A 24,756-nucleotide genomic window follows, 5' to 3' on the forward strand; every position below is an offset into this window, starting at 1 on the left:
CTTGCTCTTTTGGTAGATACAAAACCGGCCCCTCAGGGCCGGTAATTACTCAGTTGTTATACAGATCAATGATCGCGCTGACTGCCTGGGTCTTGACCTTGGAGGCATCGTTGCGTGCCTGCTCGATCTTGTTCAGGTAAGCCTCGTCGACATCGCCGGTAACGTATTGGCCGTCGAACACCGCGCAATCGAACTTCTCGATCTTGATCTTGCCGCCACCGACCGCTTCGATCAAGTCAGGCAAGTCCTGATAGATCAGCCAGTCGGCGCCAATCAGGTCAGCCACGTCCTGGGTCGAACGGTTGTGGGCGATCAGCTCGTGAGCGCTCGGCATGTCGATGCCGTAGACGTTCGGGTAGCGAACGGCCGGGGCTGCGGAACAGAAGTAGACGTTTTTCGCGCCGGCTTCGCGGGCCATCTGGATGATCTGCTTGCAGGTGGTGCCGCGAACGATCGAGTCGTCCACCAGCATCACGTTCTTGCCGCGGAATTCCAGTTCGATGGCGTTGAGCTTCTGGCGTACGGATTTTTTCCGTGCAGCCTGGCCCGGCATGATGAAGGTCCGGCCGATGTAGCGGTTCTTCACGAAGCCTTCGCGGAACTTGACGCCCAGGTGGTTCGCCAGCTCCAGGGCCGCGGTGCGGCTGGTGTCCGGGATCGGGATGACCACGTCGATGTCGTGCTCGGGACGCTCGCGCAGGATCTTGTCGGCGAGTTTCTCGCCCATGCGCAGGCGGGCCTTGTAGACCGACACGCCGTCGATGATCGAATCCGGACGCGCCAGGTAGACGTGTTCGAAGATGCACGGGGTCAGGGACGGGTTGGTCGCGCACTGACGGGTGTGCAGCTTGCCGTCTTCAGTGATGTAGACCGCTTCGCCCGGTGCCAGGTCGCGAATCAGGGTAAAGCCGAGCACGTCCAGGGACACGCTTTCGGAGGCGATCATGTACTCGACGCCTTCGTCGGTGTGACGCTGGCCGAAGACGATCGGGCGGATGCCGTGCGGGTCGCGGAAACCGACGATGCCGTAGCCGGTAACCATCGCCACGACGGCGTAGCCACCGACGCAACGGTTGTGTACGTCAGTCACGGCGGCGAACACGTCTTCTTCGGTTGGCTGCAACTTGCCGCGCTGGGCCAGTTCGTGGGCAAACACGTTGAGCAGCACTTCCGAATCGGAGTTGGTGTTGACGTGGCGCAGGTCAGATTCGTAAATCTCCTTGGCCAGCTGTTCAACGTTGGTCAGGTTACCGTTGTGCGCCAGGGTGATGCCGTACGGCGAGTTGACGTAAAACGGTTGGGCTTCGGCCGAAGTCGAGCTGCCCGCGGTCGGGTAACGCACATGGCCAATGCCCATGTGGCCGACCAGGCGCTGCATGTGACGCTGATGGAACACGTCACGCACAAGACCATTGTCCTTGCGCAGGAATAACCGGCCATCATGGCTGGTGACAATACCGGCAGCGTCCTGGCCGCGGTGCTGGAGGACGGTTAGCGCGTCATACAGCGCCTGATTGACGTTCGACTTACCGACGATACCGACGATGCCACACATGCGACGCAACCCCTACTTAATGGATCTGAACTGAACACAACTCACTGAGGCGTTTTGGCCGTCGGCAAGAGGTGTTCCTTGAACGGAATTTCAGCGGGTACGCTGATTCCGCTGGCAAGCCACTGACTGCTCCACCCGAGGATCAGGTTTTTGGACCAGTCTGCGACCAATAAAAATTTTGGCACGAGCTGTGATTCTTTCCACCAGCTGTCCTGCTGTACCGGGCCCAGGCTCAACAGCCCGACCGCCACGACCACCAGCAACACGCCACGCGCAGCGCCGAAGGCCATGCCGAGGAATCGATCGGTCCCGGACAGCCCGGTGACGCGAACCAACTCGCCGATAAGATAATTGATCATTGCGCCTACGATTAACGTGGCGACAAACATGATGGCGCAGCCCGTGATCACACGGGCCGAAGGCGTTTCGATGTATCCGGCGAGGTACTCGGACAGTGAACCACCGAACATCCAGGCGACGACTCCTGCGATGATCCAGGTCACCAGCGATAATGCTTCTTTGACGAAGCCGCGGCTCAGACTGATCAATGCGGAGATGGCGACGATTGCAACGATCGCCCAGTCAACCCAGGTAAATGGCACAGTGCAGCCTACAGACGGATAAGGCGGCGCATTTTAGCAGAGCCCATGCTTATCGGTAAGCTGCGATTGTCAGTGCATTTCAAATCGGGGCGATAGTATTAACCGCGCTCAGGCTGGAAACGTACGACAAAACCTTTCAGGTTCTGCTGGCGACCCAACAAATCACGCAAGCGATCGGCTTCTGCACGTTCGATCAGCGGCCCGACAAACACCCGATTCTTGCCATCGGCAGTCCGGATATAGGCGTTGTAACCCTGGCTGCGCAGGGATTTCTGCAGGCTTTCGGCGCTGGCGCGGCTCGACAGACTGGCCAGTTGCACCGACCAGCTGACCGACAGGCCATTGGCATCGACGCGGCTCTGGGTGGTGTCCGGTTTTGCCGGTGCGGCCGCAATCGGCTGGGCCGGTGCAGGTTTGGTGACAGGCGCAGGCGGTGGCGTTACCGGTTTTGCGACAGGTGCCGGAGCCGGAGCCACGGGGGCAGCCGGTTCGATCGGCGTCGATGGTGCTTGCTGATCGGCAATCTCGTCGTCGCTGGGTACCGGTTCCTGAGGCAGGACTTGCGGCTCAGGTACGACCACCGGTTCGACCTGCAACTGCGGCGCCGAAGGTGCTTGTGGTGCAGACGGCGCCTGCACGGTTACCTGACGTTGTTCGTCCTGACGGGAAAACAGCATCGGCAAGAAAATCACCGCCAGTGCGATCAGCACCAGGGCACCGACCATGCGCTGTTTGTACGCCTTATCCAGCAAAGCCATTTGCCGCTTCCTCCGTGGAGCGCCGGGCCAACCATTCAAGGGCCTCGGCAACACAATAAAATGATCCAAACAACAGAATCTCGTCGTCGCTCGTCGCCAGTGCGCACTGCTCTTCCAGGGCGGCCGCCACACTGCCATAGGACGTTACCGACGCGCCAAGGTTCTGCAAGGCCGTGTGTAAATCCGCAACCGGGCGCGCTCGCGGTGAATCCAGCGGCGCGACAGCCCATGACTGGACACTAGCATTCAATTCGCCGACAACACCATCCAGATCCTTGTCCGCCAGCAATCCGAACACCGCCAGACGCTTGCCGACGGGTGGACGACTGGCCAGGCGCCGGGCCAGATACTCGGCCGCATGGGGGTTATGCCCCACATCCAGCAACACATTCAGCTGTTTGCCCTGCCACTCGAACTGCCGGCGATCGAGCCGACCAACGATCCGCGTGGCTTGCAGCGCTTGAATAATCTGCGCGTCGACCCACGGCAAACCCAGCAACAGATAAGCCTGCAGTGCCAGCGCCGCGTTTTCCATCGGCAGGTCCAGCAACGGCAAGTCATGCAGCTCGACCACGCGCCCTTGAGCGTCGAGGCCACGCCATTGCCAGTTTTGATTGGTAATGCCGAGGTCGAAATCGCGCCCACGCAGGAAAAACGGGCAAGCCAGCTCGCGCGCCTTGTCCAGCAGGGGTTGGGGAGGATTCAGATCGCCACACAGCGCAGGCGCGCCTTGGCGGAAGATGCCGGCCTTTTCGAAGGCCACGGACTCACGGGTATCGCCCAGGTAATCGGCGTGATCGACGCCAATGCTGGTGACCAGCGCGATATCGGCATCCACTACGTTGACCGTGTCCAGACGCCCGCCCAGGCCGACTTCCAGCACCACGGCATCAAGCGTGGCCTGTTGAAACAGCCAGAACGCCGCCAGGGTGCCCATTTCGAAGTAGGTCAGGGTCGTCTCGCCACGCCCGGCCTCGACCGCGGCAAAGGCTTCGCACAACTCGGCGTCAGAAGCTTCGACGCCATTGACCTGCACCCGCTCGTTGTAACGCAGCAGGTGCGGAGAACTGTAGACACCGACGTTCAAGCCCTGGGCCCGCAGCAACGAAGCCACGAACGCACAGGTCGAACCCTTGCCGTTGGTGCCGGTGACCGTAATCACCCGAGGCGCCGGCTTGCCCAGTCCCATGCGGGACGCTACCTGTTGCGAGCGCTCCAGGCCCATGTCGATGGCCGAAGGGTGCAACTGCTCAAGGTAGGCGAGCCACTCGCCAAGGGTACGTTGGGTCATATGTTGGCAGGTACCGGCGGAACCACGATTGGCTCGATTGGCGCGGCGACGAATTTCGGCGTCGGCAGGCCCATCATTTGTGCCAGCAGGTTGCCCAGGCGCGGACGCAGTTCTTGACGGTGAATGATCATGTCGATCGCGCCGTGCTCCAGCAGGAACTCGCTGCGCTGGAAGCCTTCCGGCAGTTTTTCACGCACGGTTTGCTCGATTACGCGCGGACCGGCGAAGCCGATCAGGGCTTTCGGCTCGCCGACGATTACGTCGCCAAGCATTGCCAGACTGGCGGAAACACCACCGTAGACCGGGTCAGTCAGTACAGAGATGAACGGAATGCCTTCTTCACGCAGACGCGCCAGGACCGCAGATGTCTTGGCCATTTGCATCAGGGAAATCAGGGCTTCCTGCATCCGCGCACCACCGGAGGCGGCGAAGCAGATCATCGGGCACTTGTTTTCCAGCGCGTAGTTGGCGGCGCGAACGAAGCGCTCACCGACGATGGCGCCCATGGAACCGCCCATGAAGGAGAATTCGAACGCCGAGACCACCACCGGCATGCCCAGCAGGGTGCCGCTCATGGAAATCAGTGCGTCTTTTTCGCCGGTCGCTTTCTGCGCAGCGGTCAGGCGATCCTTGTACTTCTTGCCGTCGCGGAATTTCAGACGGTCAACCGGCTCGAGGTCCGCGCCCAGTTCGGCACGGCCTTCAGCGTCGAGGAAAATGTCGATACGGGCGCGGGCGCCGATACGCATGTGGTGGTTGCACTTGGGGCAAACGTCCAGGGTCTTTTCCAGCTCCGGACGATACAGCACAGCCTCGCAAGACGGGCATTTGTGCCACAGACCTTCAGGCACCGAGCTCTTCTTGACCTCGGAACGCATGATCGAAGGGATCAGTTTGTCTACTAACCAGTTGCTCATGCTTTCTTTCTCCAGTACCGGCGGCCCGAACGCTTTGGTTCGCAGCCCCGCGTATGCCCTTGAGCTAAATTCATGTGTGTGGCGATGATCCCTGGTTTGCCGGGTCAGCGAGACTGACCTGCGTACACCCCAAAAACCCTCAGCCGTGCCTGCTTTCGTGCAAGTGAAGTTATGGACGGCGGCAGTTAGCCAGCCGTCACATCACGTACCGCTTTGATAAATGCCTGGATCTTTGCGTGATCCTTGATGCCCTTGCTCGCCTCTACCCCGCCGCTGACATCCACTGCATATGGCCGGACCCGAGTGATCGCTTCAGCAACGTTTTCAGGATTGAGCCCGCCCGCGAGAATGATCGGTTTGCTCAAGCCCTGCGGTATCAATGACCAGTCGAACGCTTCGCCAGTTCCACCCGGCACCCCTTCGACATAGGCATCGAGCAGGATTCCGCTGGCACTTGGAAAGGCATCGCATGCCGCCGCAATGTCATCCCCGGCCTTGACCCGCAACGCCTTGATATACGGCCGGTTCCAGCCTTCGCACTCTTCAGCGTCTTCGTCGCCGTGAAACTGCAGCAAGTCCAGCGGCACGGCGTCGAGGATTTCCCCCAACTCGCAACGACTGGCGTTTACGAACAACCCCACGGTGGTCACGAACGGCGGCAAGGCCTTGATAATCGCCCTCGCCTGCTGAAACGTCACCGCCCGTGGGCTTTTCGCATAAAACACAAACCCGATGGCATCGGCCCCGGCCTCGACTGCCGCCAACGCATCTTCTATGCGGGTAATCCCACAAATCTTGCTGCGAACGGCTGACATGTCGATAGAACCCCAAGGCCAATCCGAGAAAGTCCCGGATGGTAACAAATGCGTTCGAGGGCGTCAGCCGTCAAGTTCGGCGAAACCGGTCAAGAAGTGCGGCCCGATGTAACGCTCGGGCAACTGGAACTCGTCGCGGTATTCAACCTGCACCAGATACAGGCCATACGGGTGCGCCGTCACCCCGCCGGAACGGCGAATGCGGCTCTCCAGCACTTCCTTCATCCACTCCACCGGGCGCTCGCCGGCGCCGATGGTCATCAGCACTCCGGCGATGTTGCGCACCATGTGATGCAGGAAGGCACTGGCGCGGATGTCGAGCACGATCATCTTGCCGTGTCGCGTCACGCGCAGGTGGTGCAATTCCTTGATCGGCGACTTGGCCTGGCACTGACCGGCACGAAACGCGCTGAAGTCATGAGTGCCGACCAGGTACTGCGCGGCTTCGGCCATGCGCTCGACGTCCAGCGGACGGTGGTTCCAGGTGATTTCTTCGTTCAGGTGCGCCGGGCGGATCTGATCGTTGTAGATCACGTAGCGATAGCGCCGGGCGATGGCCTTGAACCGCGCATGAAAATGCGCCGGCATGACCTGAGCCCAACTCACGCTGACGTCGTGGGGCAAATTGATATTGGCGCCCATGACCCAGGCTTTCAGCGAACGCTCGACCTGGGTATCGAAATGCACCACCTGGCCGCAGGCATGCACGCCCGCATCGGTCCGTCCGGCGCAGTGCAGCGACACCGGCGAATCGGCGACTTTGGACAAGGCGTTTTCCAGGGTTTCCTGCACGGTCAGCACGCCAGAGGCCTGACGCTGCCAGCCGCGATACCGCGAGCCTTTGTATTCAACGCCCAACGCGATCCGGAAAAAGCCGTCGGCCGCCATTTCGGCAGCCGGATTATCTATATTTGCCAAGGGGTGACAGCCTGCTGATCTACGCAAAGGCGGGCATTATAAGGCCGCAGGTCAATGACGCCAGCGCTGTGTGGCGTTTGAACCATTGCATCGCTCCGGCCGACTTCGCTATATAGATAACTACACAACGAAAACACAAAAACCGAGACCTGATGATGACCGCCACACTGAAAGAAGCCGTAGGCCTGGCTTATAGCCTGGAAGGTATGCTCCACGCCAAACGCAAGACCTGGGAAGCCATCGACGAAATGGCCCGCCGCGTCAAACCCGGCATGCTGGAATCCGAGGCCCAGGCGATGAGCCTGGAAGTGCTCAACGAACTGGGCATGGACCGCATCTGGCACCCGTCTAAGATCCGTTTCGGCGAAAACACCCTGAAAACCTTCAAGCAACGTTCCGACGGTGATCCCGTGCTGGCGCAAAACGATATTTTCTTTATCGACCTCGGTGTGGTCTGGGACCGCCATGAAGGCGACTCAGGCGCGACCTTCACCGTTGGCAACGATCCCGAGATGAAGGCCTGCGCCGTGGCGGCGAAAACCCTGTTTGATCAGGTTCACGAGTACTGGCGCACGGAGCAAGTAGCGGGCCCTGAGCTGTACCGTTATGCCGACAAGCAAGCGACGGCCATGGGCTGGAAGTTGAACCTGGAGATCAAGGGGCATCGGGTCAGTGATTTTCCCCATGCGATCTATCGGGCGGGGGATTTGGGCAATTTCGAAGACTGCCCGAATGTCGGGCTGTGGATCCTGGAGATCCAGATTGCCCACCCTACCCGGCCGTTTGGTGCGTTTTATGAGGATTTGTTGGCCTGATAAACCCAGCAGATGCCCCCCCTGTGGGAGCGGGCTTGCTCGCGAAGGCGGTGTGCCAGTCAACATCAACGCTGAAGACACACCGCATTCGCGAGCAAGCCCGCTCCCACAGGGGATTTGCGGTGATGCAGAAATGAAAACGGCAGCCCTGATGGGCTGCCGTTTTGTTTTCTACCGATCCGGAATCAAGCCAGGCGCGAAAGCATTTCCTTGGCTTCGCTCTTCTGCCCCGCATCACCCTCGGTCACCACTTCGTTGAGGATGTCCCGGGCGCCGTCGTTGTCGCCCATGTCGATGTAGGCCTGTGCCAGATCGAGTTTGGTGGCGACTTCGTCGGTGCCGGAGAGGAAGTCGAACTCTGGCTCGTCAGCCACCGAGGCGGCCGCGTCTTCGGCGGTGAAGGTCGGCTCGTTGATGGTCTGGGACAGACGATCCAGCTCGGCGTTGACATCATCCAGTTCAGCCGCAAATGCATCCTTCGGCTCAGGAACGTCCATTTCGTCAGCCAGGGACAGATCGAAATCGGCCGGCAGTTCCAGGTCATCCAATGCCGCTTCGCTCACAGCGGGTGCGTCGATTGGAGGCAGGTCTTTGACGCCTTCGTCCAGGTCCAGCAGGAAATCGTCTTCGGCCAGGATTGCTGGCGAAGCATCGCCACCGAGGTCCAGGTCCAGATCGAAGTCCGACAGGTCGTCGAGGTTTTCCTTGATGTCGGTTTGCTGTTGCAGCACCGACTCAAAGCTCAGGTCGTCGTCCAGCGGGAATTCGTCCAACTCGGCCAAGGGTTCCGGTGCGGGTGCCGGAGCAACCACTGCCGGAGAAGCGTTTTCCAGGTCGTCCAGGCTCAAGTCGAACGCACTATCGAGATCGTCTTCAGCAGCCGGCGCCGGCGCCTCAGGCTCATCCAGCAGCAGATCCTTGACGTACTGGGCGTCCAGCTCGGCGGCGATGGCAGCAGCAGCGATGCCACCAGCCGCGGCGAGTGCCATGGCCGGGAAACGGCTTTTCAGCTGTTCGACCTGGGCGAAGTTATCGCCATTGGCCACCAGTTGGCGTTCCTGGGCGACGAATGCATCACGATCGCCCTGCTGACCATAGACTTCCATCAGCTTCAGGCGCAGGTCGCTGCGCTGTGGCTCTTGCTTGATACCGTCTTCGAGCAATGCAGCCGCTTGATTCAGGCGACCCGCGTTGATGTGCGACTGGGCGTGGCTCAGCACGTCGTCATTACGCTCGGCGGCTGGCGAAACCAGTGGCGCGGCGATCGGCGGAGTGACGATGACCGGTGCAATCACCGGAGGCGGCGCTGGCGGAGGTGTTGGTGCAGCGGGTGTCGCGAGCTTCACCGCTGGCGGCGGTACTTCCAGGCCTTCGAAGCTGCTTTCCGGCAAGTCTTGCTCGGTGGAAAACTCTTGCTCTTCAGCCAGGGCACGCGCCATGCGCAAGTGCTTTTCGGCTTCTTGCTGGGCTTTGCGGCGACGGGCCAGCAGCAACAGCAACAACAGCAGAACGATGGCACCGCCGCCCACCAGACCCAGCAGAACCGGGTTGGTCAGCAGGTCATTGAAGGTCTGATCGTCGGAAGCCGCAGGTGTCGGTTCGACTGGGGTTTCAGCCGGGGCCGGAGTGGCCTCGGGCGCCGTCACGACCGGCGCAGGCGTTACCGGAGCGGTGGCAGTCGGCGCAGCTTCAGTCGGGGTTGCCGCAGGAGCCGGTGGCGGCGTCAGTTCAGCGGAAATCGCCGGGGCAGCAGCCGTCGCCGCTGGAGCAGCCGGAGCACCCGCCGCGCCTTCAGCCTGCAACTTGGCCAGTTGATTGTTTTTCAGTTCGATCAGACGTTGCAGCTTGTCCAGCTGACTTTGCAGATCGGTCATGCGGCTTTTCAGTTCAGCGTTGTCACGACGGGTCGTGTCGAGGCTTTCCTGGGTCACCGCCAGTTTATTGCTCAGATTCTTCGCATCACCGGCGGCACCCTTACGGCCCTTGCCGGATTCGGCAGACACCAGGCTCAGCTTGTCTTTCGCAGCCTGGGTCGAAGTGGCGTCGGCACTGCCGCGCTTGGTGGCATCGAGTTGCTGCTGGCCGGTGCCAGGCTTGGCCACATAACGACGACCCTGGCGCCACGCGGTGTTCTGCGCGGCGACTTCAGCGATAGCCTTGGGTTGCGGCAGGCTGGTGCTTTGCGTCTGATCCGGCATGCGCAGGACCTGGCCGGTTTTCAGCAAGTTGATGTTGCCGTTGATGAAGGCTTCCGGGTTCAGCGCCTGGATGGCCAGCATGGTTTGCTGCACCGAACCGCCATTGCGCGCCTTGGCCGCGATTTCCCACAGGGTATCGCGCGGCGTGGTGGTGTAGGTCGATGGCTTGGTGGCACCGGTCATCGGTGCGGTCACCGCTTGAGACGGCGCAGGTTGTGCGGCGGCATCGGCGGTTTGCGGAGAGAATTTGGACGGATCGAGCAGCACGCTGTAGTCGCGCAGCAAGCGACCGTTCGGCCACATCACCTGAACCAGGAATTTCACCATCGGTTCGGAGAGCGGTTTGCTGGAGGTCACGCGCAGGATGCTTTTGCCGCTGGCGTTGAGCACCGGGGTGAAGGTCAGGTCGTTGAGAAACGCCTGGCGATCAACCCCGGCCTTGGCGAAATCGTCCGGCGAGGCCAGGCTCGGCACCACTTCGGCAGCGGTGAGGTCCTTGACGTCGAGCAGCTCGATTTCCGCCACCAGGGGCTGGTTCAGCGTCGATTTCAGGGTCAGTTCCCCGAGCCCGAGAGCATGCGCCATACCGGAGGACAGCGCCGAGGCGGCCGCTATTGCTAACACCAGTTTGCGAACTTGAACCATAGCCTCATCCTTTGTTTGAACATTCCTCGGCCAGCGAGAAGGTATTGAAAGTCGCTGCCGTAAGGCATTGCGCGCGGCGGCGAAGGGTCGTCGCGCGCGATCATTTCTTTGATGCCCCGGAAAGTCCCGTAGGGTGACTTGCCTTTAGCACTCCGGCCAAGCATAGCGCTCGGCTAGAATCATTCGACAAATTGTTGCCAAGTATCTTTTACAGCAGGTCTTTTATCAACAATTCAGCCACCTGCACAGCATTGAGCGCGGCGCCTTTACGTACGTTATCTGACGTCAGCCACAAATTAAGTTCCGACAGGTCGTCGACACCGCAGCGTACCCGACCAACGTAGACCACATCCTGCCCTACCGCGTCACCTACCGGGGTCGGATAATCACCGGCTTCCACCAATTCGATACCCGGCGCGTCTTCCAGGGCAGCGTTGACTTTTGCCAGGTCGACCGCGCTCGATGACTGCAAGGTCACGCTAAAGCTATCGCCAAAAAACACCGGGGCTTGAATGCAAGTTGCGGAAATCTTTAATAAAGGTAGCGCCATGACCTGTCGCAGCTCTCGTACCAGGCGCTTTTCCAGCAGCGTATGACCTTGCTCATCGGGTTTACCGACCTGAGCCAGCAAGTTGAACGCCATCTGACGATCGAAGAATGTAGGTTCCAGCGGACGCACGTTGAGCAGCTCGGCGGTTTGCCGGGCCAGCTCGGTCACGGCTTCGCGGCCCTGGGCAGAGACGGCCAGGCTGGCGGTCACGTTGACCCACTGCAGGTCGATCACGTCGAGCAACGGCGCGAGTACCACGGCCAATGTGGTGGCCGACGGGCTCGGGCTGCTGACCTGGAATGGCTTTTTCAGGCTGGTCAAAACAAGGGCGTTGGCTTCCGGCACGATTTGCGGCGCTTCATCCGCCGACAGTGCGCCGGACAGGTCGATCAGCGAGCAACCGGCCGCACGGGCACGGGAAGCGAAACTCAGGGTGACTGCCGGGCCAGCGGCGAAGAACACCAGTTGGACCTTGCTGAAATCGAACTCATCGACTTCCCGCACCCGCACGTTCTTGCCGCGAAACGGCACCGAATGCCCGGCGGACTCGCTGCTGGCCAGCAGGTGCAGGTTGGCAACCGGGAAGTCCCGCTCTTCGAGAATCTGCACGAGCGTTTCGCCGACAGTACCGGTGGCGCCGATCACGGCAATATCGAAGGACTGGCTCATGGTTCTACCTCTGGCGAAACGGGGGGAGCGGCACTTTACCGGGTGGGTGGCGTGCAGGCAATTTCTGCCACCCCGATCGTTCCCACGCTCCGCGTGGGAATGCCGCCAGGGACGCTCCGCGTTCCGCTTCTGAATGTGACGCGGAGCGTCACGGGATGCATTCCCACGCGGAGCGTGGGAACGATCTGTGTGGATAAAAAAACCCGCGCCTCTTTCAAGGCACGGGTTCTTTCACAGCTTCAACCGATCAACGCTCAAGCAGAATCCGCAGCATGCGACGCAGCGGTTCGGCCGCGCCCCACAGCAGTTGGTCGCCGACGGTGAAGGCGCCGACGTACTGAGTGCCCATGTTCAGCTTCCGCAGACGACCGACCGGTACGTTCAGGGTGCCAGTGACTTTCGTCGGGCTCAGTTCCTGAATGCTCGCTTCGCGGCTGTTCGGCACCAGTTTGACCCAAGGGTTGTGCTGGCTGATCAGCCCTTCGATATCGGCGATCGGCACGTCTTTGTTCAGCTTGATGGTCAGGGCCTGGCTGTGGCAGCGCATGGCGCCGATGCGCACGCAGATGCCGTCCACCGGGATCGGGCTCTTGAAGCGACCGAGGATCTTGTTGGTCTCGGCCTGGGCCTTCCACTCTTCGCGGCTCTGGCCGTTCGGCAGTTCCTTGTCGATCCACGGGATCAGGCTGCCGGCCAGCGGTACGCCGAAGTTTTCGGTCGGGTACGCGTCGCTGCGCATGGCTTCAGCCACACGACGGTCGATGTCGAGGATCGCGCTGGCCGGGTCGGCCAGTTGATCGGCGACCGCGGCGTGGGTCGCGCCCATTTGCTTGATCAGTTCACGCATGTTCTGTGCGCCGGCACCGGAGGCCGCCTGATAGGTCATGGCGCTCATCCACTCCACCAGGCCGGCTTCAAACAGACCGCCCAGGCCCATCAGCATCAGGCTGACGGTGCAGTTGCCGCCGATGTAGTTCTTGGTGCCCGCGTCGAGCTGCTGGTCGATGACCTTGCGGTTCACCGGGTCCAGCACGATCACCGCGTCATCCTGCATGCGCAGGCTGGAAGCGGCGTCGATCCAGTAGCCCTGCCAGCCGGCTTCGCGCAGTTTCGGGAAGACTTCGCTGGTGTAGTCGCCACCCTGGCAGGTCAGAATCACGTCGAGGGTTTTCAGCTCTTCAATGCTGTAAGCGTCCTTGAGCGGAGCAATGTCCTTGCCCACGGACGGGCCTTGGCCACCGACATTGGAAGTGGTGAAAAACACCGGCTCGATAAGATCGAAATCCTGCTCTTCCAGCATCCGCTGCATGAGCACGGAACCGACCATACCGCGCCAACCGATCAGACCTACACGTTTCATCGCAACTACACCTTCTTTAAAAAGTGGGCCGCTGCTTTCGAAGTTGAAAGTGGCAGCGGGCCCGAGAGATTACAGATTCCGCAGCGCGGCGACTACTGCGTCGCCCATTTCCTGCGTACCGACTTTAGTGCAACCGGTCGACCAGATGTCGCCGGTGCGCAGGCCCTGGTCCAAAACCAGACTGACGGCCTTCTCGATCGCATCCGCCGCATCCTGCAGGTTGAAGCTGTAACGCAGCATCATCGACACCGACAAAATGGTCGCCAACGGGTTGGCAATGCCTTTGCCCGCGATGTCCGGCGCCGAACCGTGGCACGGCTCGTACATGCCCTTGTTGTTAGTGTCCAGGGACGCCGACGGGAGCATGCCGATGGAGCCAGTGAGCATCGACGCCTGGTCCGACAGGATGTCGCCGAACAGGTTGTCGGTGACGATCACGTCGAACTGCTTCGGTGCACGCACCAGTTGCATGGCGGCGTTATCGACGTACATGTGGCTCAGTTCGACTTCAGGGTAATCCTTGGCCACTTCTTCGACAATTTCACGCCACAGTTGGCTGGACGCCAGCACGTTGGCCTTGTCCACCGAGCAGAGCTTCTTGCCACGGACCATGGCCATGTCGAAGCCGACACGGGCGATACGGCGGATTTCGCTTTCGCTGTACGGCAGGGTGTCGTAGGCCTGACGCTCGCCGTTTTCCAGGGTACGGGTTCCGCGTGGCGCGCCGAAGTAGATGCCGCCCGTCAGTTCACGGACGATCAGGATGTCCAGGCCCGCAACGATTTCAGGCTTCAGGCTCGACGCTTCGGCCAGTTGCGGGTACAGGATCGCCGGGCGCAGGTTGCCGAACAGGCCCAGTTGCGCACGGATTTTCAGCAGACCGCGCTCCGGGCGGATATCACGCTCGATGGTGTCCCATTTCGGGCCGCCCACAGCGCCCAGCAGTACGGCGTCGGCAGCGCGAGCGCGCTCCAGGGTTTCGTCGGCCAGCGGCACGCCGTGCTTGTCGATGGCGGCGCCACCGATCACGTCGTGGCTCAGCTCGAAGCCCAGGCTGTACTTGTCGTTGGCCAGCTCCAGCACCTTGACCGCTTCGGCCATGATTTCCGGGCCAATACCGTCACCTGGGAGAATCAGAATCTGCTTGCTCATGCTTTCCTCATGTCATCAGTCGGTGCGCCCTCAGGCACACCCGGAAAAATTCTATCGCTTATCTTTCAGCCATCAGCACCAGCACATCTGTACTGAACGAACCATCGGCCTCAATCTCAAAATATTCGCGCACTTCATTGCCCATCGACTGCTGCAACTCGCGGATCGCCGCGCGCATCACCTGCGGTGTGCGCATGCGTTCGACCCAGCTGTTGTACTCCAGCCGCAGCCGCTGACGGGTGGTGCTGCGGGTATGCAACCCCGCTTCGCTAATCTGGCGCAACCACTCGCCGGCAGAATAATCGCGCACATGGCTGGTGTCGCGCAGCACTTCGACACTTTGCAGGTAGGTGTCGAACAACGGGCTGCCCGGGGACAGCACATCGACGAACGCCGCCACGCCACCCGGTTTCAGCACCCGGCGCACTTCCCGCAGGGCCAGGCCGAGATCGCTCCAATGGTGCGCCGAATAACGGCTGAACACGAAGTCGAACTCGCCATCGGCGAACGGCAGGTGCTCGGCGGCTCCGTTGACCGTGGTGACATTACTGAAACCACGATCAGTCGCTGCGGCTGCCACCACGTCGAGCATTTGCTGGGACAGGTCGTAGGCCACCACTTCCTTGACCAGCGAGGCCACGTGAAAACTCACGTGACCGGCGCCGCAACCCAGGTCCAGCACGCGGGCATTGCCCTGCCCGGCCAGTTCAGCCTGTAGCAGCGCAAATTCGGTGCCTTGAGCGTGAACGGCGCTGCTCAAATAGGCCGAGGCCTGTTCACCGAATTGCTTTTGTACGACTTGGCTGTGCTGGGCAGTGCTGGTCATGGGGGACTTCCTTTTTGGGGTGAGTCTTGTGTTGTTTATTCGGGCCTCTTCGCGAGCAGGCTCGCTCCCACATGGGAATGCATTTCAAATGTGGGAGCGAGCCTGCTCGCGAAGGCGGCATCAAGCCTTACGCAAATTTACGCATCGCGAAACAACCAAGGCTGGCTCGCCCGGTGCTTGCTTTCAAACGACGCAATCGCCTCGTGGTCCATCAATGTCAGGCCAATGTCATCCAGACCATTCACCAGGCAATGCTTGCGGAACTCGTCCAACTCAAAGCTATAGGTCTTGCCATCCGGCCGGGTTACGGTCTGGGCTTGAAGATCAACCGTCAACTGGTAGCCAGGATTCGCTTCAACCTGCTGGAACAACTCATCCACCTCAGCGTCGCTCAAGATGATCGGCAGCAAACCGTTCTTGAAGCTGTTGTTGTAGAAGATGTCGGCATAGCTCGGCGCGATGATGCTGCGGAAACCGTATTCCTCAAGGGCCCACGGCGCGTGCTCGCGGCTGGAGCCGCAACCGAAGTTTTCCCGGGCCAGCAGCACGCTGGCGCCTTGATAACGTTCGGCGTTGAGCACGAAATCCTTGTTCAACGGACGCTTGGAGTTGTCCTGGTAGGCATAGCCCACGTCCAGGTAGCGCCACTCGTCAAACAGGTTCGGGCCGAAACCGGTGCGTTTGATCGACTTCAGAAACTGCTTCGGAATGATCTGGTCAGTGTCGACGTTGGCCCGGTCCAATGGCGCGACCAAACCGGTGTGTTGGGTAAAAGCTCTCATGTGCGGTTCCTCAGATCAGTTCGCGAACGTCGATGAAACGACCGTTGACGGCAGCCGCCGCGGCCATGGCCGGGCTCACCAGGTGCGTACGGCCACCGGCGCCCTGACGCCCTTCGAAGTTGCGGTTGGACGTCGAGGCGCAATGCTCACCCGATTCCAAACGGTCCGGGTTCATCGCCAGGCACATCGAGCAACCCGGTTCACGCCACTCGAAACCGGCTTCGAGGAAAATCTTGTCCAGGCCTTCAGCCTCGGCTTGCGCCTTCACCAGGCCCGAGCCCGGCACCACGATGGCTTGCTTGATGGTCGAAGCGACTTTGCGGCCCTTGGCGATCACCGCCGCGGCGCGCAGGTCTTCGATCCGCGAGTTGGTGCAGGAACCAATGAATACGCGGTCCAGTTGAATGTCGGTGATCGCCTGGTTGGCGCTCAACCCCATGTATTTCAAGGCGCGTTCGATGGAACCGCGTTTGACCAGGTCCATTTCCTTCGCTGGGTCCGGCACGTTCTGATCAACCGCCAAGACCATCTCGGGCGAAGTGCCCCAGCTGACTTGTGGCTTGATCTGGGTCGCGTCGAGCTTAACCACCGTGTCGAATACCGCATCGGCGTCGGAGACCAGATCTTTCCAGGCTTCGACGGCCATGTCCCATTCCGCGCCTTTCGGGGCGAATGGACGGCCCTTGACGTATTCCACGGTTTTTTCGTCCGCAGCCACCAGACCTACGCGAGCGCCGGCCTCGATGGACATGTTGCAGATGGTCATGCGGCCTTCGATGGACAAGTCGCGAATCGCACTGCCAGCAAACTCGATGGCGTGGCCGTTACCGCCGGCGGTGCCGATCTTGCCGATCACCGCGAGCACGATGTCCTTGGCGGTCACGCCGAACGGCAATTTGCCTTCGACCGACACCAGCATGTTTTTCATTTTCTTGGCCACCAGGCACTGCGTGGCGAACACGTGCTCGACTTCAGAAGTGCCGATGCCGTGGGCCAACGCGCCGAATGCGCCGTGGGTCGAGGTGTGCGAGTCGCCGCAGACCACGGTCATGCCCGGCAAGGTCGCGCCCTGCTCCGGGCCGATCACGTGAACGATGCCCTGGCGCACGTCATTCATTTTGAACTCGGTGATGCCGTATTCGTCGCAGTAGTCATCGAGGGTCTGAACCTGCAAACGCGAGACCTGGTCGGTAATCGCTTCGATGCCGCCCTTGCGATCCGGGGTGGTCGGCACGTTGTGGTCCGGGGTGGCGATGATCGAATCGACACGCCAAGGCTTGCGCCCGGCCAGGCGCAGGCCTTCGAAAGCTTGGGGCGAAGTCACTTCATGGATGATGTGGCGGTCGATATAGATCAGCGACGACCCATCGTCGCGCCGTTTCACTTCATGGGAATCCCAGAGCTTGTCGTAAAGCGTTTTGCCGGCCATCAGACGGTCCTCATCAGCTTGCTTCTATTTTCTATGCCTTGGGTCGTGCAGCGGTTCAATAACCCCTTGGCTTGTGAGGTCGATCCTAGGGGGTTACATTAAATAACTCAAATTCATATTTTTTATGCTTTGGATAACCAACTGGAATACAACAATGGATCTGGCCAACCTCAACGCCTTTATCGCGATTGCCGAGACCGGGAGTTTCTCCGGCGCGGGCGAACGGCTGCACCTGACCCAACCGGCCATCAGCAAGCGCATCGCCGGGCTGGAACAGCAATTGAAGGTGCGCCTGTTTGATCGCCTGGGCCGTGAAGTCGGCCTGACCGAAGCCGGTCGCGCCCTGCTGCCCCGGGCTTATCAGATTCTCAACGTGCTGGACGACACTCGCCGCGCCCTGACCAACCTGACCGGCGAAGTGACCGGCCGTCTGACCCTGGCCACCAGTCACCACATCGGACTGCACCGCTTGCCGCCGTTATTAAGGGAATTTACCCGACGCTACCCACAAGTGGCGCTGGATATTCAGTTCCTCGATTCGGAAGTGGCCTACGAAGAAATCCTGCATGGCCGCGCCGAACTGGCGGTAATTACGCTGGCGCCGGAGCCTCATGCGCTGGTCAAGGCCTCGCCAGTGTGGGATGACCCGCTGGATTTCGTGGTCGCTCCAGAGCATTCGCTGATCAGCAATGGCCCGGTCACCCTGGCGGACATCGCCCTGCACCCGGCGGTTTTCCCTGGTGGCAACACCTTTACCCACCACATCGTCCAGCGTCTGTTCGAGGCACAGGGCTTGACGCCGAACATCGCCATGAGCACGAATTATCTGGAAACCATCAAGATGATGGTGTCGATCGGCCTGGCCTGGAGCGTTTTGCCCCGCACCATGCTCGATGATCAGGTGGCGCGAATAGCTTTGCCGGGCATACAACTCACTCGCCAGCTAGGCTATATCTTGCACACGGAAAGGACGCTTTCGAATGCGGCACGTGCCTTTATGGCCCTGCTGGATGCACAAATTGATCTGCCAGGGACCCACGGCTAACTTGTGCTACTCCTATAGAGCTGCAAAACCCCGTGCCTAACGCCCCATTCAGCCCAAGGCCTGCTGCCAATGCCCAAATCTGTTGACCGTATTCCGCCGATGCCGCGTATTCAGGCCATTGACCCGCAGCGGTCAGAGCAGAGCTGGGAAAGCGCGCCGCAGTTGTTGGCCGCGCTTAACGGCGCGCGCCTGGGGGCGTGGTATTGGGACATTGAACGCGGGCAGATCAGTTGGTCCCGGGGCACGCAAGCGCTGTTCGGCTTCGACCCCAAGCAGCCCTTGCCGGCGGACCTCGAATACCTCGACCTGCTGCCCCCGGAGGACCGGGCGAAAACCATTCGCGCGTTCCATCAGGTGATCGCCGGCGCGCCGCTGGAACAAGCGATGCATCACCGCATCCGCTGGCCCGACGGCAGCCTGCACTGGCTGGAGATCAACGGCAGCCTGTTGCCGGACAAACACGGCCGGCCGCGGATGATCGGGGTGATTCGTGAAATCACCCACCAGCGGCAGCGGGAACAAGCCCTGAGCAGCTCGGAAAAGCGCTTCGCCACGCTGTTCCACCTGTGCCCGAACATGGTGCTGCTGACCCGCCAGGAAGACGGCCTGATCAGCGAGGCCAATCAATATTTCGAAAGCCTGTTCGGCTGGCCGGTGCAAAGCGTCATTGGCCGCACCACCCTGGAACTGGGCTTGTGGGTGCATCCTGAACAACGGGCCATGCTGGTCAAAGCGACCAAGGCCAAGGGCGAATTGATCAGCATGGAAGTGCAGTTTCGCGCCAGCAACGGCCAGGTCCACGATGGCATCCTCAGCGCGCAAAAGGTCGAGCTTGAAGGCCAGCCTTACTTGCTGAGTACCTTCCTCGACACCACCGAACGCAAAGCCGCCGAACACGCACTCAAGGACAGCCAGGAACGCCTCGACCTGGCCCTGGACTCGGCGCAACTCGGCACCTGGGACTGGCACATTCCCAGCGGCATGCTCTACGGCTCGGCGCGGGCGGCGCAGTTGCACGGCATGGAGCCCAAGCCATTCCATGAAGCCTTCGATGAGTTCTTCGAAGGCGTGCCCGGCGAAGAACGCAACAGCATGCGCAACGCCTACCGCAGCCTGCGCGAAGGCCCGGCCGGTAATTATCAGTTGACTTATCGCGTGCAATTGCCCGACGGCAGTTCGCGCTTCCTGGAAAGCCGTGCGCGGCTGTATCGCGATGAAAACGGCCAGCCGTTGCGCATGGCCGGCACCCTGCTGGACATCACCGATCAGGTCGAACGCGAACAGCAACTGGTGGCTTCGGAAGAGAAATTCGCCACGCTGTTCCAGGTCAGCCCGGACCCGATCTGCGTCACCCGCCAGGAAAGCGGCCAGTTCATCGAGATCAATTCCAGTTTCACCCAGATTTTCGGCTGGACCACCGACGACGTGATTGGCCGCAGCGCGGATCAAATCGGCCTGTGGGACGCTTCGGCGAAAAGCCTGCAACGGATCGAGCAAGTGATCCGCGAACAAGGCCTGAGCAACGTCGCGATCCTGGTTCAGCACAAGGACGGACAAACCCTGACCTGCGTGATTTCCAGCCGGCAGATCAGCGTCGGCGAGCAACCGTGCATCGTCACCACCCTGCGCGACATCACCCAGCAGCAGCGTTCGGAAGCAGCGCTCAAGGCCAGCGAAGAGAAATTCGCCAAGGCGTTCCACTCCAGCCCCGACGCCATCACCATTACCGAACGCGACACCGGGCGTTATCTGGAGGTCAACGACGGTTTCTGTCGCCTGACCGGTTATCGTGCTGATGAAGTGGTGGGCAAAACCGTGTATCAGGTCGGCATCTGGGCCGAAGAAAAACAACGTTCGGCGTTGCTGGCCGAGTTGCAAATCAAGGGCCGCGTACACCACCAGGAGATGCTCGGGCGCAATAAACGCGGGGATCTGCTCACCGTCGAAGTCTCGGTAGAACCCATCACGCTCAACGAAACCGCGTGCCTGTTACTGACCGCCCGGGACGTCAGCCTGCTGAAAAACGCCGAAGCGCAGATCCGTCACCTGGCCTACCACGACCCGCTGACCAACCTGCCGAACCGCGCGCTGTTGATGGATCGCCTGAGTCAGCAGATCGCCCTGCTCAAGCGCCACAACCTGCGTGGCGCCTTGATGTTTCTCGACCTCGACCACTTCAAGCACATCAACGATTCCCTCGGCCACCCGGTCGGCGACACGGTGCTGAAGATCATCACCGCGCGGCTCGAAGCCAGTGTGCGCATGGAAGACACCGTGGCGCGGCTCGGCGGTGACGAGTTCGTGGTGTTGCTCAGCGGCCTGGAAGGTTCGCGCAGCGAAGTCAGCGAACAGGTTCGGGAGCTGGCGGACACCTTGCGCGAATTGCTTTCGGAACCGATGTTCCTCGACGGCCAACGCCTGCAAGTCACGCCGAGCATCGGCATCGCGCTGATCCCCGATCACGGCTCGACCCCGACCGACCTGCTCAAACGCGCCGACATTGCCCTGTATCGGGCCAAGGATTCGGGGCGCAACACCACGCAGATGTATCACAACACCATGCAGAAGGCCGCCAGCGAACGGTTGCGCATGGAAACCGACCTGCGCCTGGCCCTGTCCCGTGGCGAGTTCAGCGTGCATTACCAACCCCAGGTCGATGCTCAGGACAACCGCATCATCGGCGCCGAAGCCCTGGTGCGCTGGAACCACCCGGAACTCGGCGCACAATCGCCCACCGAATTCATCAAGGTCCTGGAAGACAGCGGGCTGATTCTGGAAGTCGGCACCTGGATCCTCGACGAAGCCTGTGATGCCTTCAAACAACTGATCGCCAAGGGCCTGATCGATCCGCTCAATTTCAGCCTGTGCGTGAATATCAGCCCGCGGCAATTCCGCCAGAACGATTTCGTCGAACGCATCGAACGCAGCCTAAGCAGCCATGGCCTACCCTGCTCGCTGCTGAAACTGGAAATCACCGAAGGCATCGTCATCCAGAACCTGGAAGACACCATCAACAAAATGCGCCGCTTGAAAAAACTCGGCGTGAGCTTCGCCATGGACGACTTCGGCACCGGTTACTCCTCGTTGACCTACCTCAAGCGCCTGCCGGTGGACACGCTGAAAATCGACCAGTCGTTCATCCGCGACGCCACCACCGACCCCAACGATGCCGAAATCATTCGCGCCATCGTCGCCATGGCCCGCAGCCTGGAGCTGGAGGTGATTGCCGAAGGGGTTGAAACGCCGGAGCAACTGGAGTTTCTGCAGGGGCTGGGCTGCCATTTGTATCAGGGGTATTTGCACAGTCGGCCGTTGCCGGTGGAGGGGTTTTTGAAACTCCTGAAATAACGCATTTCCCCGGGCACAAAAAAGGGCGCCAGTGGCGCCCTTTTCATCGCTCTGATTAATGTTGCAGAGCTGGTTTTTGCGTCCCGTTGATCGGGATGCGCTTGGCTTTCGCCTCTTCCGGAACCACCCGCAACAGGTCGATGCTCAACAGGCCATTGCTCAGGTCGGCGGCCTTGATTTCGATATGGTCCGCCAGACGGAACGACAGTTTGAACGCACGCTGGGCGATGCCTTGATGCAGGTAAGTCACGCTGTCATTGGCGTCACGCTTGCCGCCGCTGATGGTCAGCACACCTTTCTCGACTTGCAGCTCCAGGTCTTCTTCCTGGAAACCGGCGGCCGCGACAACGATGCGGTATTGGTCATCACCGTGCTTTTCAACGTTGTACGGTGGGTAGGTGCTGCCAGGCTCGTTGCGCAGGGCGGTTTCGAACAGGTCGTTGAAACGGTCGAAACCTACCGAGGAACGGAACAGTGGCGCGAGGGAAAATGCAGTACTCATGATTCAAATCTCCTGAAAACAATCAGCAAGGTTTTTGTCTCCACGACCCGAATTCGGCATCGCGTAACCCTTAGATAGGGACCGCTGATTGCATTTCAAGAGATTATTTTCAGATTTTTTTTAGGCCGCTTCGGCGACTTGCAGACCCAGTAAACGGGAAACGTGATCCAGCTCGGTCTCACGGCGCAGGACAGTGAACAACTCCACCGCTTCCGGATAATTGCGGGTCAGCATCGCCAGCCACTGCTTCAAGCGCCCCGGCGATTGACGGGCCGTCATCTGTGCCTTGGCTTGCAGCCAGAAGTCCTGGATCAGCGGCAGCAACTCCGCCCAGGTCATCTCGACCACTTCTTCACCGGCGCGTGCGGCGGCGATTTGTCGGGCCAGGTCCGGGCGCGACACCAGGCCTCGACCGAGCATGATGTCTTCCACGCCGCTGATTTCACGGCAACGGCGCCAGTCTTCAACACTCCAGATATCGCCGTTGGCGAACACCGGGACTTTGACCACGTCCTGCACGCGCGGAATCCATTCCCAGTGGGCCGGGGGTTTGTAGCCATCGGTCTTGGTCCGTGCGTGAACCACAATGTGCGCGGCGCCACCCTCGGCCAGGGCCGTGGCGCAGACCAGCGCGCCGTCCGGGCTGTCGAAGCCCAGGCGCATTTTCGCGGTGACCGGGATATGCGCCGGCACCGCACGACGCACGGTTTCGACGATTTGATTGAGCAGCTCAGGTTCTTTGAGCAGGACTGCGCCGCCACGGGACTTGTTGACGGTCTTGGCCGGGCAACCGAAGTTCAGGTCGATGACTTCCGAACCCAGTTCGCAAGCCAGCGCAGCGTTTTCCGCCAGGCACACCGGGTCGGAACCGAGCAGTTGCACGCGCAACGGCACGCCGGACGCGGTGCGCGCGCCGGTCAGCAGTTCCGGACCGAACTTGTGGTAATAGGCAGGCGTGAGCAGTTGATCGTTGATCCGAATGAATTCGGTCACGCACCAATCGATACCGCCGACGCGGGTCAGCACGTCCCGCAGGATGTTGTCGACCAACCCCTCCATGGGCGCCAAAGCAATTTGCATGGAAAACACACTCAACGAAAAACGTGCGGCAGTTTACTGGATTCCGCGATGGAATATTCACCTGTGGGAGCGGGCTTGCTCGCGAAGGCAGTCTGTCAGTCACATCGGAGGTGGATGTGCCGGCGCTTTCGCGAGCAAGCCCGCTCCCCCATTTAGATTTTGGTCGTATCCAGGATTTGCAACGCCGGGCCATAGCCCTCGATAAACTCCGCCGGCATGCGCTTGGGCTTGCCGGTGGACAGTTCGATGCAGACGAACGTGGTCTGGGCCCGCAGCAACGTGGTGTTGTCGCTAGGGCGCTTGAGCTGGAAGTGACGGGTCATTTTCAGGCGCTGGTCCCAATCGACGATCCAGGTTGCCAGTTGCAACTCGTCGCCTTCGTAGGCAGCGGCGAGGTAATCGATCTCATGGCGAACCACGGCCATCGCCCGATCCAGCCGACGGTACTCGACCAGGTCCAGGCCAAGGCGCTGCGAATGGCGCCAGGCGCAGCGCTCGAGCCAAGTCACGTACACCGCGTTGTTCGCGTGGCCGAGCCCGTCGATGTCCTCGGCGCCGACTTGCAGATCAATGATAAATGGCGTTGTCCGATCCCAGCCCATGCCCCACTCCCGGTCAGATAATTGCGACCGGGGCAGTGTAACGGATGTCAGGCCGATTGCCGCGCTTGAAGGCTGCGGCCGGCCAGCAGTGATAGCACCCCATCAATCACTCGAGGGTCCGCCATCACTCGGTGATGACCGCCCTGTTCCAGGCGCAGCAGGCGACTGTCGAACCAGGCTTCGTGAATCAGTTGGGATTCCTTGGCGCTGACATAGCGATCGTCTTCGGCGTGGACGATCAGCCCCGGCATATCGAGCTGATAGTGCGCGACATCCAGGGTGGCAGCGCGCATCCCGACGTCTTTCTCGACCTGACGGATAAACGCTGAACGCGCCTTGGGCGGCAGCTTGACCATTCGGGCGAAACCGCGCAGCACGCCAAGAATCCGCGCCGGAGCGCCGATCGTGACCAGAGTTTCGGTGCGCAACCCCAACTGAACCGCGAGCATCGCACTGGCGCCGCCCATGGAATGGCCGATCACCGCTTGCAGGGGCGGCAATTCAGCGGCCGCTTCAAGCATGGCACGGGCGAACAGCACCACATTGGCCTCGCGACCCGGCGACCGACCGTGGGCCGGACCATCCAGGGCCACCACGGTGTAACCGGCGTCCACCAGCGCGGTGATCAGGTTGGCGAACTGGGTAGGCCGGCCTTCCCATCCGTGCATCAGCAGGACCGTCGGCCCCTGACCCCAGCGCAACGCCGAGAGGCCGAAGCGCAGCGTGATCCGCTCGGATTTCGCCAGCAACGGTAATTCCCAGTCACTCGGCGCAAACGAGCGCGGCGTCATGAACGCCAGACGCATTTTGCTCGCGACCAGTTGTGGTGCGAACCAGCCCAAGGTGCCATTAACGCCACGAACCCACTTTAACGTGCTCATCGCTCCACTCCTCAGG

Annotated in this window: 21 protein-coding genes; 3 read left to right on the plus strand and 18 right to left on the minus strand. The window is 60.7% G+C overall.

Going from position 1 to position 24,756, the window contains the following annotated elements; genetic code table 11:
- Nucleotides 1-49 precede the first annotated feature (49 nt).
- From purF to truA, 7 genes are all read right to left on the minus strand, one after another.
- Entirely contained in the window at nucleotides 50-1,555 is a 1,506-nt protein-coding gene (gene purF / locus ACIQY3_RS18985; RefSeq protein WP_123512535.1) for an amidophosphoribosyltransferase, read from the minus strand.
- A gap of 41 nt (nucleotides 1,556-1,596) precedes the next feature.
- The gene (locus ACIQY3_RS18990) at nucleotides 1,597-2,157 is read right to left on the minus strand and encodes a CvpA family protein (RefSeq protein ID WP_213936774.1); all 561 of its coding nucleotides are present in this window, start codon (nucleotides 2,155-2,157) and stop codon (nucleotides 1,597-1,599) included.
- Nucleotides 2,158-2,255: 98 nt separating this feature from the next.
- Nucleotides 2,256-2,915 carry an SPOR domain-containing protein gene (locus ACIQY3_RS18995; protein WP_403022117.1) on the minus strand — a complete coding sequence of 220 codons (660 nt, stop codon included), beginning with the start codon at nucleotides 2,913-2,915 and terminating at the stop codon, nucleotides 2,256-2,258.
- Nucleotides 2,899-4,206: a bifunctional tetrahydrofolate synthase/dihydrofolate synthase gene (gene folC, locus ACIQY3_RS19000; protein WP_403022119.1), complete on the minus strand. Its 1,308-nt coding sequence runs from the start codon at nucleotides 4,204-4,206 to the stop codon at nucleotides 2,899-2,901. Before folC ends, ACIQY3_RS18995 begins: the two co-directional genes overlap by 17 nt.
- Nucleotides 4,203-5,123, minus strand: a complete 921-nt coding sequence (accD, locus tag ACIQY3_RS19005) for an acetyl-CoA carboxylase, carboxyltransferase subunit beta (protein WP_054052935.1) — start codon at nucleotides 5,121-5,123, stop codon at nucleotides 4,203-4,205. The genes folC and accD overlap by 4 nt, the downstream gene beginning before the upstream one ends.
- A 185-nt stretch (nucleotides 5,124-5,308) precedes the next feature.
- Nucleotides 5,309-5,938 carry a phosphoribosylanthranilate isomerase gene (locus ACIQY3_RS19010; RefSeq protein WP_403022121.1) on the minus strand — a complete coding sequence of 210 codons (630 nt, stop codon included), beginning with the start codon at nucleotides 5,936-5,938 and terminating at the stop codon, nucleotides 5,309-5,311.
- Nucleotides 5,939-6,001: 63 nt separating this feature from the next.
- On the minus strand, nucleotides 6,002-6,826 hold the full coding sequence (truA, locus tag ACIQY3_RS19015) for a tRNA pseudouridine(38-40) synthase TruA (protein ID WP_123512523.1): 825 nt from the start codon (nucleotides 6,824-6,826) through the stop codon (nucleotides 6,002-6,004).
- A gap of 185 nt (nucleotides 6,827-7,011) precedes the next feature.
- Here truA and ACIQY3_RS19020 point away from each other — a divergent pair, with 185 nt between their 5' ends.
- Nucleotides 7,012-7,671, plus strand: coding sequence for a M24 family metallopeptidase (locus ACIQY3_RS19020; protein ID WP_403022345.1), 660 nt, complete (start codon nucleotides 7,012-7,014; stop codon nucleotides 7,669-7,671).
- A gap of 185 nt (nucleotides 7,672-7,856) precedes the next feature.
- Here ACIQY3_RS19020 and ACIQY3_RS19025 read toward each other — a convergent pair whose 3' ends face one another.
- The 7 genes from ACIQY3_RS19025 to leuC all read right to left on the minus strand — a co-directional run bounded on the left by ACIQY3_RS19025 (nucleotide 7,857) and on the right by leuC (nucleotide 17,282).
- Complete coding sequence (locus tag ACIQY3_RS19025) at nucleotides 7,857-10,514, minus strand: FimV/HubP family polar landmark protein (protein WP_403022123.1); 2,658 nt, start codon at nucleotides 10,512-10,514, stop codon at nucleotides 7,857-7,859.
- Between the two features lie 208 nt (nucleotides 10,515-10,722).
- The gene (locus ACIQY3_RS19030; RefSeq protein WP_403022126.1) at nucleotides 10,723-11,733 is read right to left on the minus strand and encodes an aspartate-semialdehyde dehydrogenase; all 1,011 of its coding nucleotides are present in this window, start codon (nucleotides 11,731-11,733) and stop codon (nucleotides 10,723-10,725) included.
- Between the two features lie 247 nt (nucleotides 11,734-11,980).
- Nucleotides 11,981-13,093, minus strand: a complete 1,113-nt coding sequence (gene asd / locus ACIQY3_RS19035; RefSeq protein WP_064676830.1) for an aspartate-semialdehyde dehydrogenase — start codon at nucleotides 13,091-13,093, stop codon at nucleotides 11,981-11,983.
- Between the two features lie 69 nt (nucleotides 13,094-13,162).
- Nucleotides 13,163-14,245 (minus strand): 3-isopropylmalate dehydrogenase, encoded by a 1,083-nt coding sequence (leuB, locus tag ACIQY3_RS19040; protein ID WP_403022128.1) that lies wholly within the window; start codon nucleotides 14,243-14,245, stop codon nucleotides 13,163-13,165.
- A 58-nt stretch (nucleotides 14,246-14,303) separates the two neighbouring features.
- Nucleotides 14,304-15,071: a class I SAM-dependent methyltransferase gene (locus tag ACIQY3_RS19045; protein WP_403022130.1), complete on the minus strand. Its 768-nt coding sequence runs from the start codon at nucleotides 15,069-15,071 to the stop codon at nucleotides 14,304-14,306.
- A 137-nt stretch (nucleotides 15,072-15,208) separates the two neighbouring features.
- Complete coding sequence (leuD, locus tag ACIQY3_RS19050; protein ID WP_403022132.1) at nucleotides 15,209-15,853, minus strand: 3-isopropylmalate dehydratase small subunit; 645 nt, start codon at nucleotides 15,851-15,853, stop codon at nucleotides 15,209-15,211.
- 10 nt (nucleotides 15,854-15,863) lie between these two features.
- On the minus strand, nucleotides 15,864-17,282 hold the full coding sequence (gene leuC, locus ACIQY3_RS19055) for a 3-isopropylmalate dehydratase large subunit (protein WP_403022134.1): 1,419 nt from the start codon (nucleotides 17,280-17,282) through the stop codon (nucleotides 15,864-15,866).
- A gap of 154 nt (nucleotides 17,283-17,436) precedes the next feature.
- Between leuC and ACIQY3_RS19060 the strand changes: the two genes are divergently transcribed.
- Together ACIQY3_RS19060 and ACIQY3_RS19065 are read left to right on the plus strand one after the other, a co-directional pair.
- A complete protein-coding gene (locus tag ACIQY3_RS19060; RefSeq protein ID WP_403022136.1) occupies nucleotides 17,437-18,327 on the plus strand; it encodes a LysR family transcriptional regulator in 891 nt (296 codons plus the stop codon).
- 69 nt (nucleotides 18,328-18,396) lie between these two features.
- Nucleotides 18,397-21,675: a PAS domain S-box protein gene (locus ACIQY3_RS19065; RefSeq protein WP_403022138.1), complete on the plus strand. Its 3,279-nt coding sequence runs from the start codon at nucleotides 18,397-18,399 to the stop codon at nucleotides 21,673-21,675.
- A gap of 55 nt (nucleotides 21,676-21,730) precedes the next feature.
- On the opposite strand, the gene ACIQY3_RS19070 is transcribed toward ACIQY3_RS19065, so the two are convergent.
- The 4 genes from ACIQY3_RS19070 to ACIQY3_RS19085 form a co-directional block, all read right to left on the minus strand.
- Nucleotides 21,731-22,177 carry an Hsp20 family protein gene (locus ACIQY3_RS19070; protein ID WP_054054113.1) on the minus strand — a complete coding sequence of 149 codons (447 nt, stop codon included), beginning with the start codon at nucleotides 22,175-22,177 and terminating at the stop codon, nucleotides 21,731-21,733.
- A 120-nt stretch (nucleotides 22,178-22,297) separates the two neighbouring features.
- Nucleotides 22,298-23,257, minus strand: coding sequence for a tRNA dihydrouridine synthase (locus ACIQY3_RS19075; protein ID WP_403022141.1), 960 nt, complete (start codon nucleotides 23,255-23,257; stop codon nucleotides 22,298-22,300).
- A 152-nt stretch (nucleotides 23,258-23,409) separates the two neighbouring features.
- Nucleotides 23,410-23,859, minus strand: coding sequence for an acyl-CoA thioesterase (locus ACIQY3_RS19080; RefSeq protein WP_403022143.1), 450 nt, complete (start codon nucleotides 23,857-23,859; stop codon nucleotides 23,410-23,412).
- 47 nt (nucleotides 23,860-23,906) lie between these two features.
- Nucleotides 23,907-24,740, minus strand: a complete 834-nt coding sequence (locus tag ACIQY3_RS19085; RefSeq protein ID WP_403022145.1) for an alpha/beta fold hydrolase — start codon at nucleotides 24,738-24,740, stop codon at nucleotides 23,907-23,909.
- Nucleotides 24,741-24,756: the final 16 nt, after the last annotated feature.

It is taken from the genome of Pseudomonas sp. NPDC096950, from assembly GCF_044762525.1.
Lineage (GTDB): Bacteria > Pseudomonadota > Gammaproteobacteria > Pseudomonadales > Pseudomonadaceae > Aquipseudomonas.

What these genes read in the sequence shown, in the direction of transcription:
- ACIQY3_RS19060 (WP_403022136.1), top strand. Translation starts at nt 17,437, where the DNA reads ATGGATCTGGCCAACCTCAACGCCTTTATCGCGATTGCCGAGACCGGG.
- ACIQY3_RS19030 (WP_403022126.1), bottom strand. Translation starts at nt 11,733, where the DNA reads ATGAGCCAGTCCTTCGATATTGCCGTGATCGGCGCCACCGGTACTGTC.
- ACIQY3_RS19010 (WP_403022121.1), bottom strand. Translation starts at nt 5,938, where the DNA reads ATGTCAGCCGTTCGCAGCAAGATTTGTGGGATTACCCGCATAGAAGAT.
- ACIQY3_RS19045 (WP_403022130.1), bottom strand. Translation starts at nt 15,071, where the DNA reads ATGACCAGCACTGCCCAGCACAGCCAAGTCGTACAAAAGCAATTCGGT.
- purF (WP_123512535.1), bottom strand. Translation starts at nt 1,555, where the DNA reads ATGTGTGGCATCGTCGGTATCGTCGGTAAGTCGAACGTCAATCAGGCG.
- leuB (WP_403022128.1), bottom strand. Translation starts at nt 14,245, where the DNA reads ATGAGCAAGCAGATTCTGATTCTCCCAGGTGACGGTATTGGCCCGGAA.
- leuD (WP_403022132.1), bottom strand. Translation starts at nt 15,853, where the DNA reads ATGAGAGCTTTTACCCAACACACCGGTTTGGTCGCGCCATTGGACCGG.
- leuC (WP_403022134.1), bottom strand. Translation starts at nt 17,282, where the DNA reads ATGGCCGGCAAAACGCTTTACGACAAGCTCTGGGATTCCCATGAAGTG.
- ACIQY3_RS19070 (WP_054054113.1), bottom strand. Translation starts at nt 22,177, where the DNA reads ATGAGTACTGCATTTTCCCTCGCGCCACTGTTCCGTTCCTCGGTAGGT.
- ACIQY3_RS18995 (WP_403022117.1), bottom strand. Translation starts at nt 2,915, where the DNA reads ATGGCTTTGCTGGATAAGGCGTACAAACAGCGCATGGTCGGTGCCCTG.
- folC (WP_403022119.1), bottom strand. Translation starts at nt 4,206, where the DNA reads ATGACCCAACGTACCCTTGGCGAGTGGCTCGCCTACCTTGAGCAGTTG.
- ACIQY3_RS19085 (WP_403022145.1), bottom strand. Translation starts at nt 24,740, where the DNA reads ATGAGCACGTTAAAGTGGGTTCGTGGCGTTAATGGCACCTTGGGCTGG.
- accD (WP_054052935.1), bottom strand. Translation starts at nt 5,123, where the DNA reads ATGAGCAACTGGTTAGTAGACAAACTGATCCCTTCGATCATGCGTTCC.
- ACIQY3_RS19080 (WP_403022143.1), bottom strand. Translation starts at nt 23,859, where the DNA reads ATGGGCTGGGATCGGACAACGCCATTTATCATTGATCTGCAAGTCGGC.
- ACIQY3_RS19020 (WP_403022345.1), top strand. Translation starts at nt 7,012, where the DNA reads ATGACCGCCACACTGAAAGAAGCCGTAGGCCTGGCTTATAGCCTGGAA.
- ACIQY3_RS19075 (WP_403022141.1), bottom strand. Translation starts at nt 23,257, where the DNA reads ATGCAAATTGCTTTGGCGCCCATGGAGGGGTTGGTCGACAACATCCTG.
- ACIQY3_RS19065 (WP_403022138.1), top strand. Translation starts at nt 18,397, where the DNA reads ATGCCCAAATCTGTTGACCGTATTCCGCCGATGCCGCGTATTCAGGCC.
- truA (WP_123512523.1), bottom strand. Translation starts at nt 6,826, where the DNA reads ATGGCGGCCGACGGCTTTTTCCGGATCGCGTTGGGCGTTGAATACAAA.
- ACIQY3_RS19025 (WP_403022123.1), bottom strand. Translation starts at nt 10,514, where the DNA reads ATGGTTCAAGTTCGCAAACTGGTGTTAGCAATAGCGGCCGCCTCGGCG.
- asd (WP_064676830.1), bottom strand. Translation starts at nt 13,093, where the DNA reads ATGAAACGTGTAGGTCTGATCGGTTGGCGCGGTATGGTCGGTTCCGTG.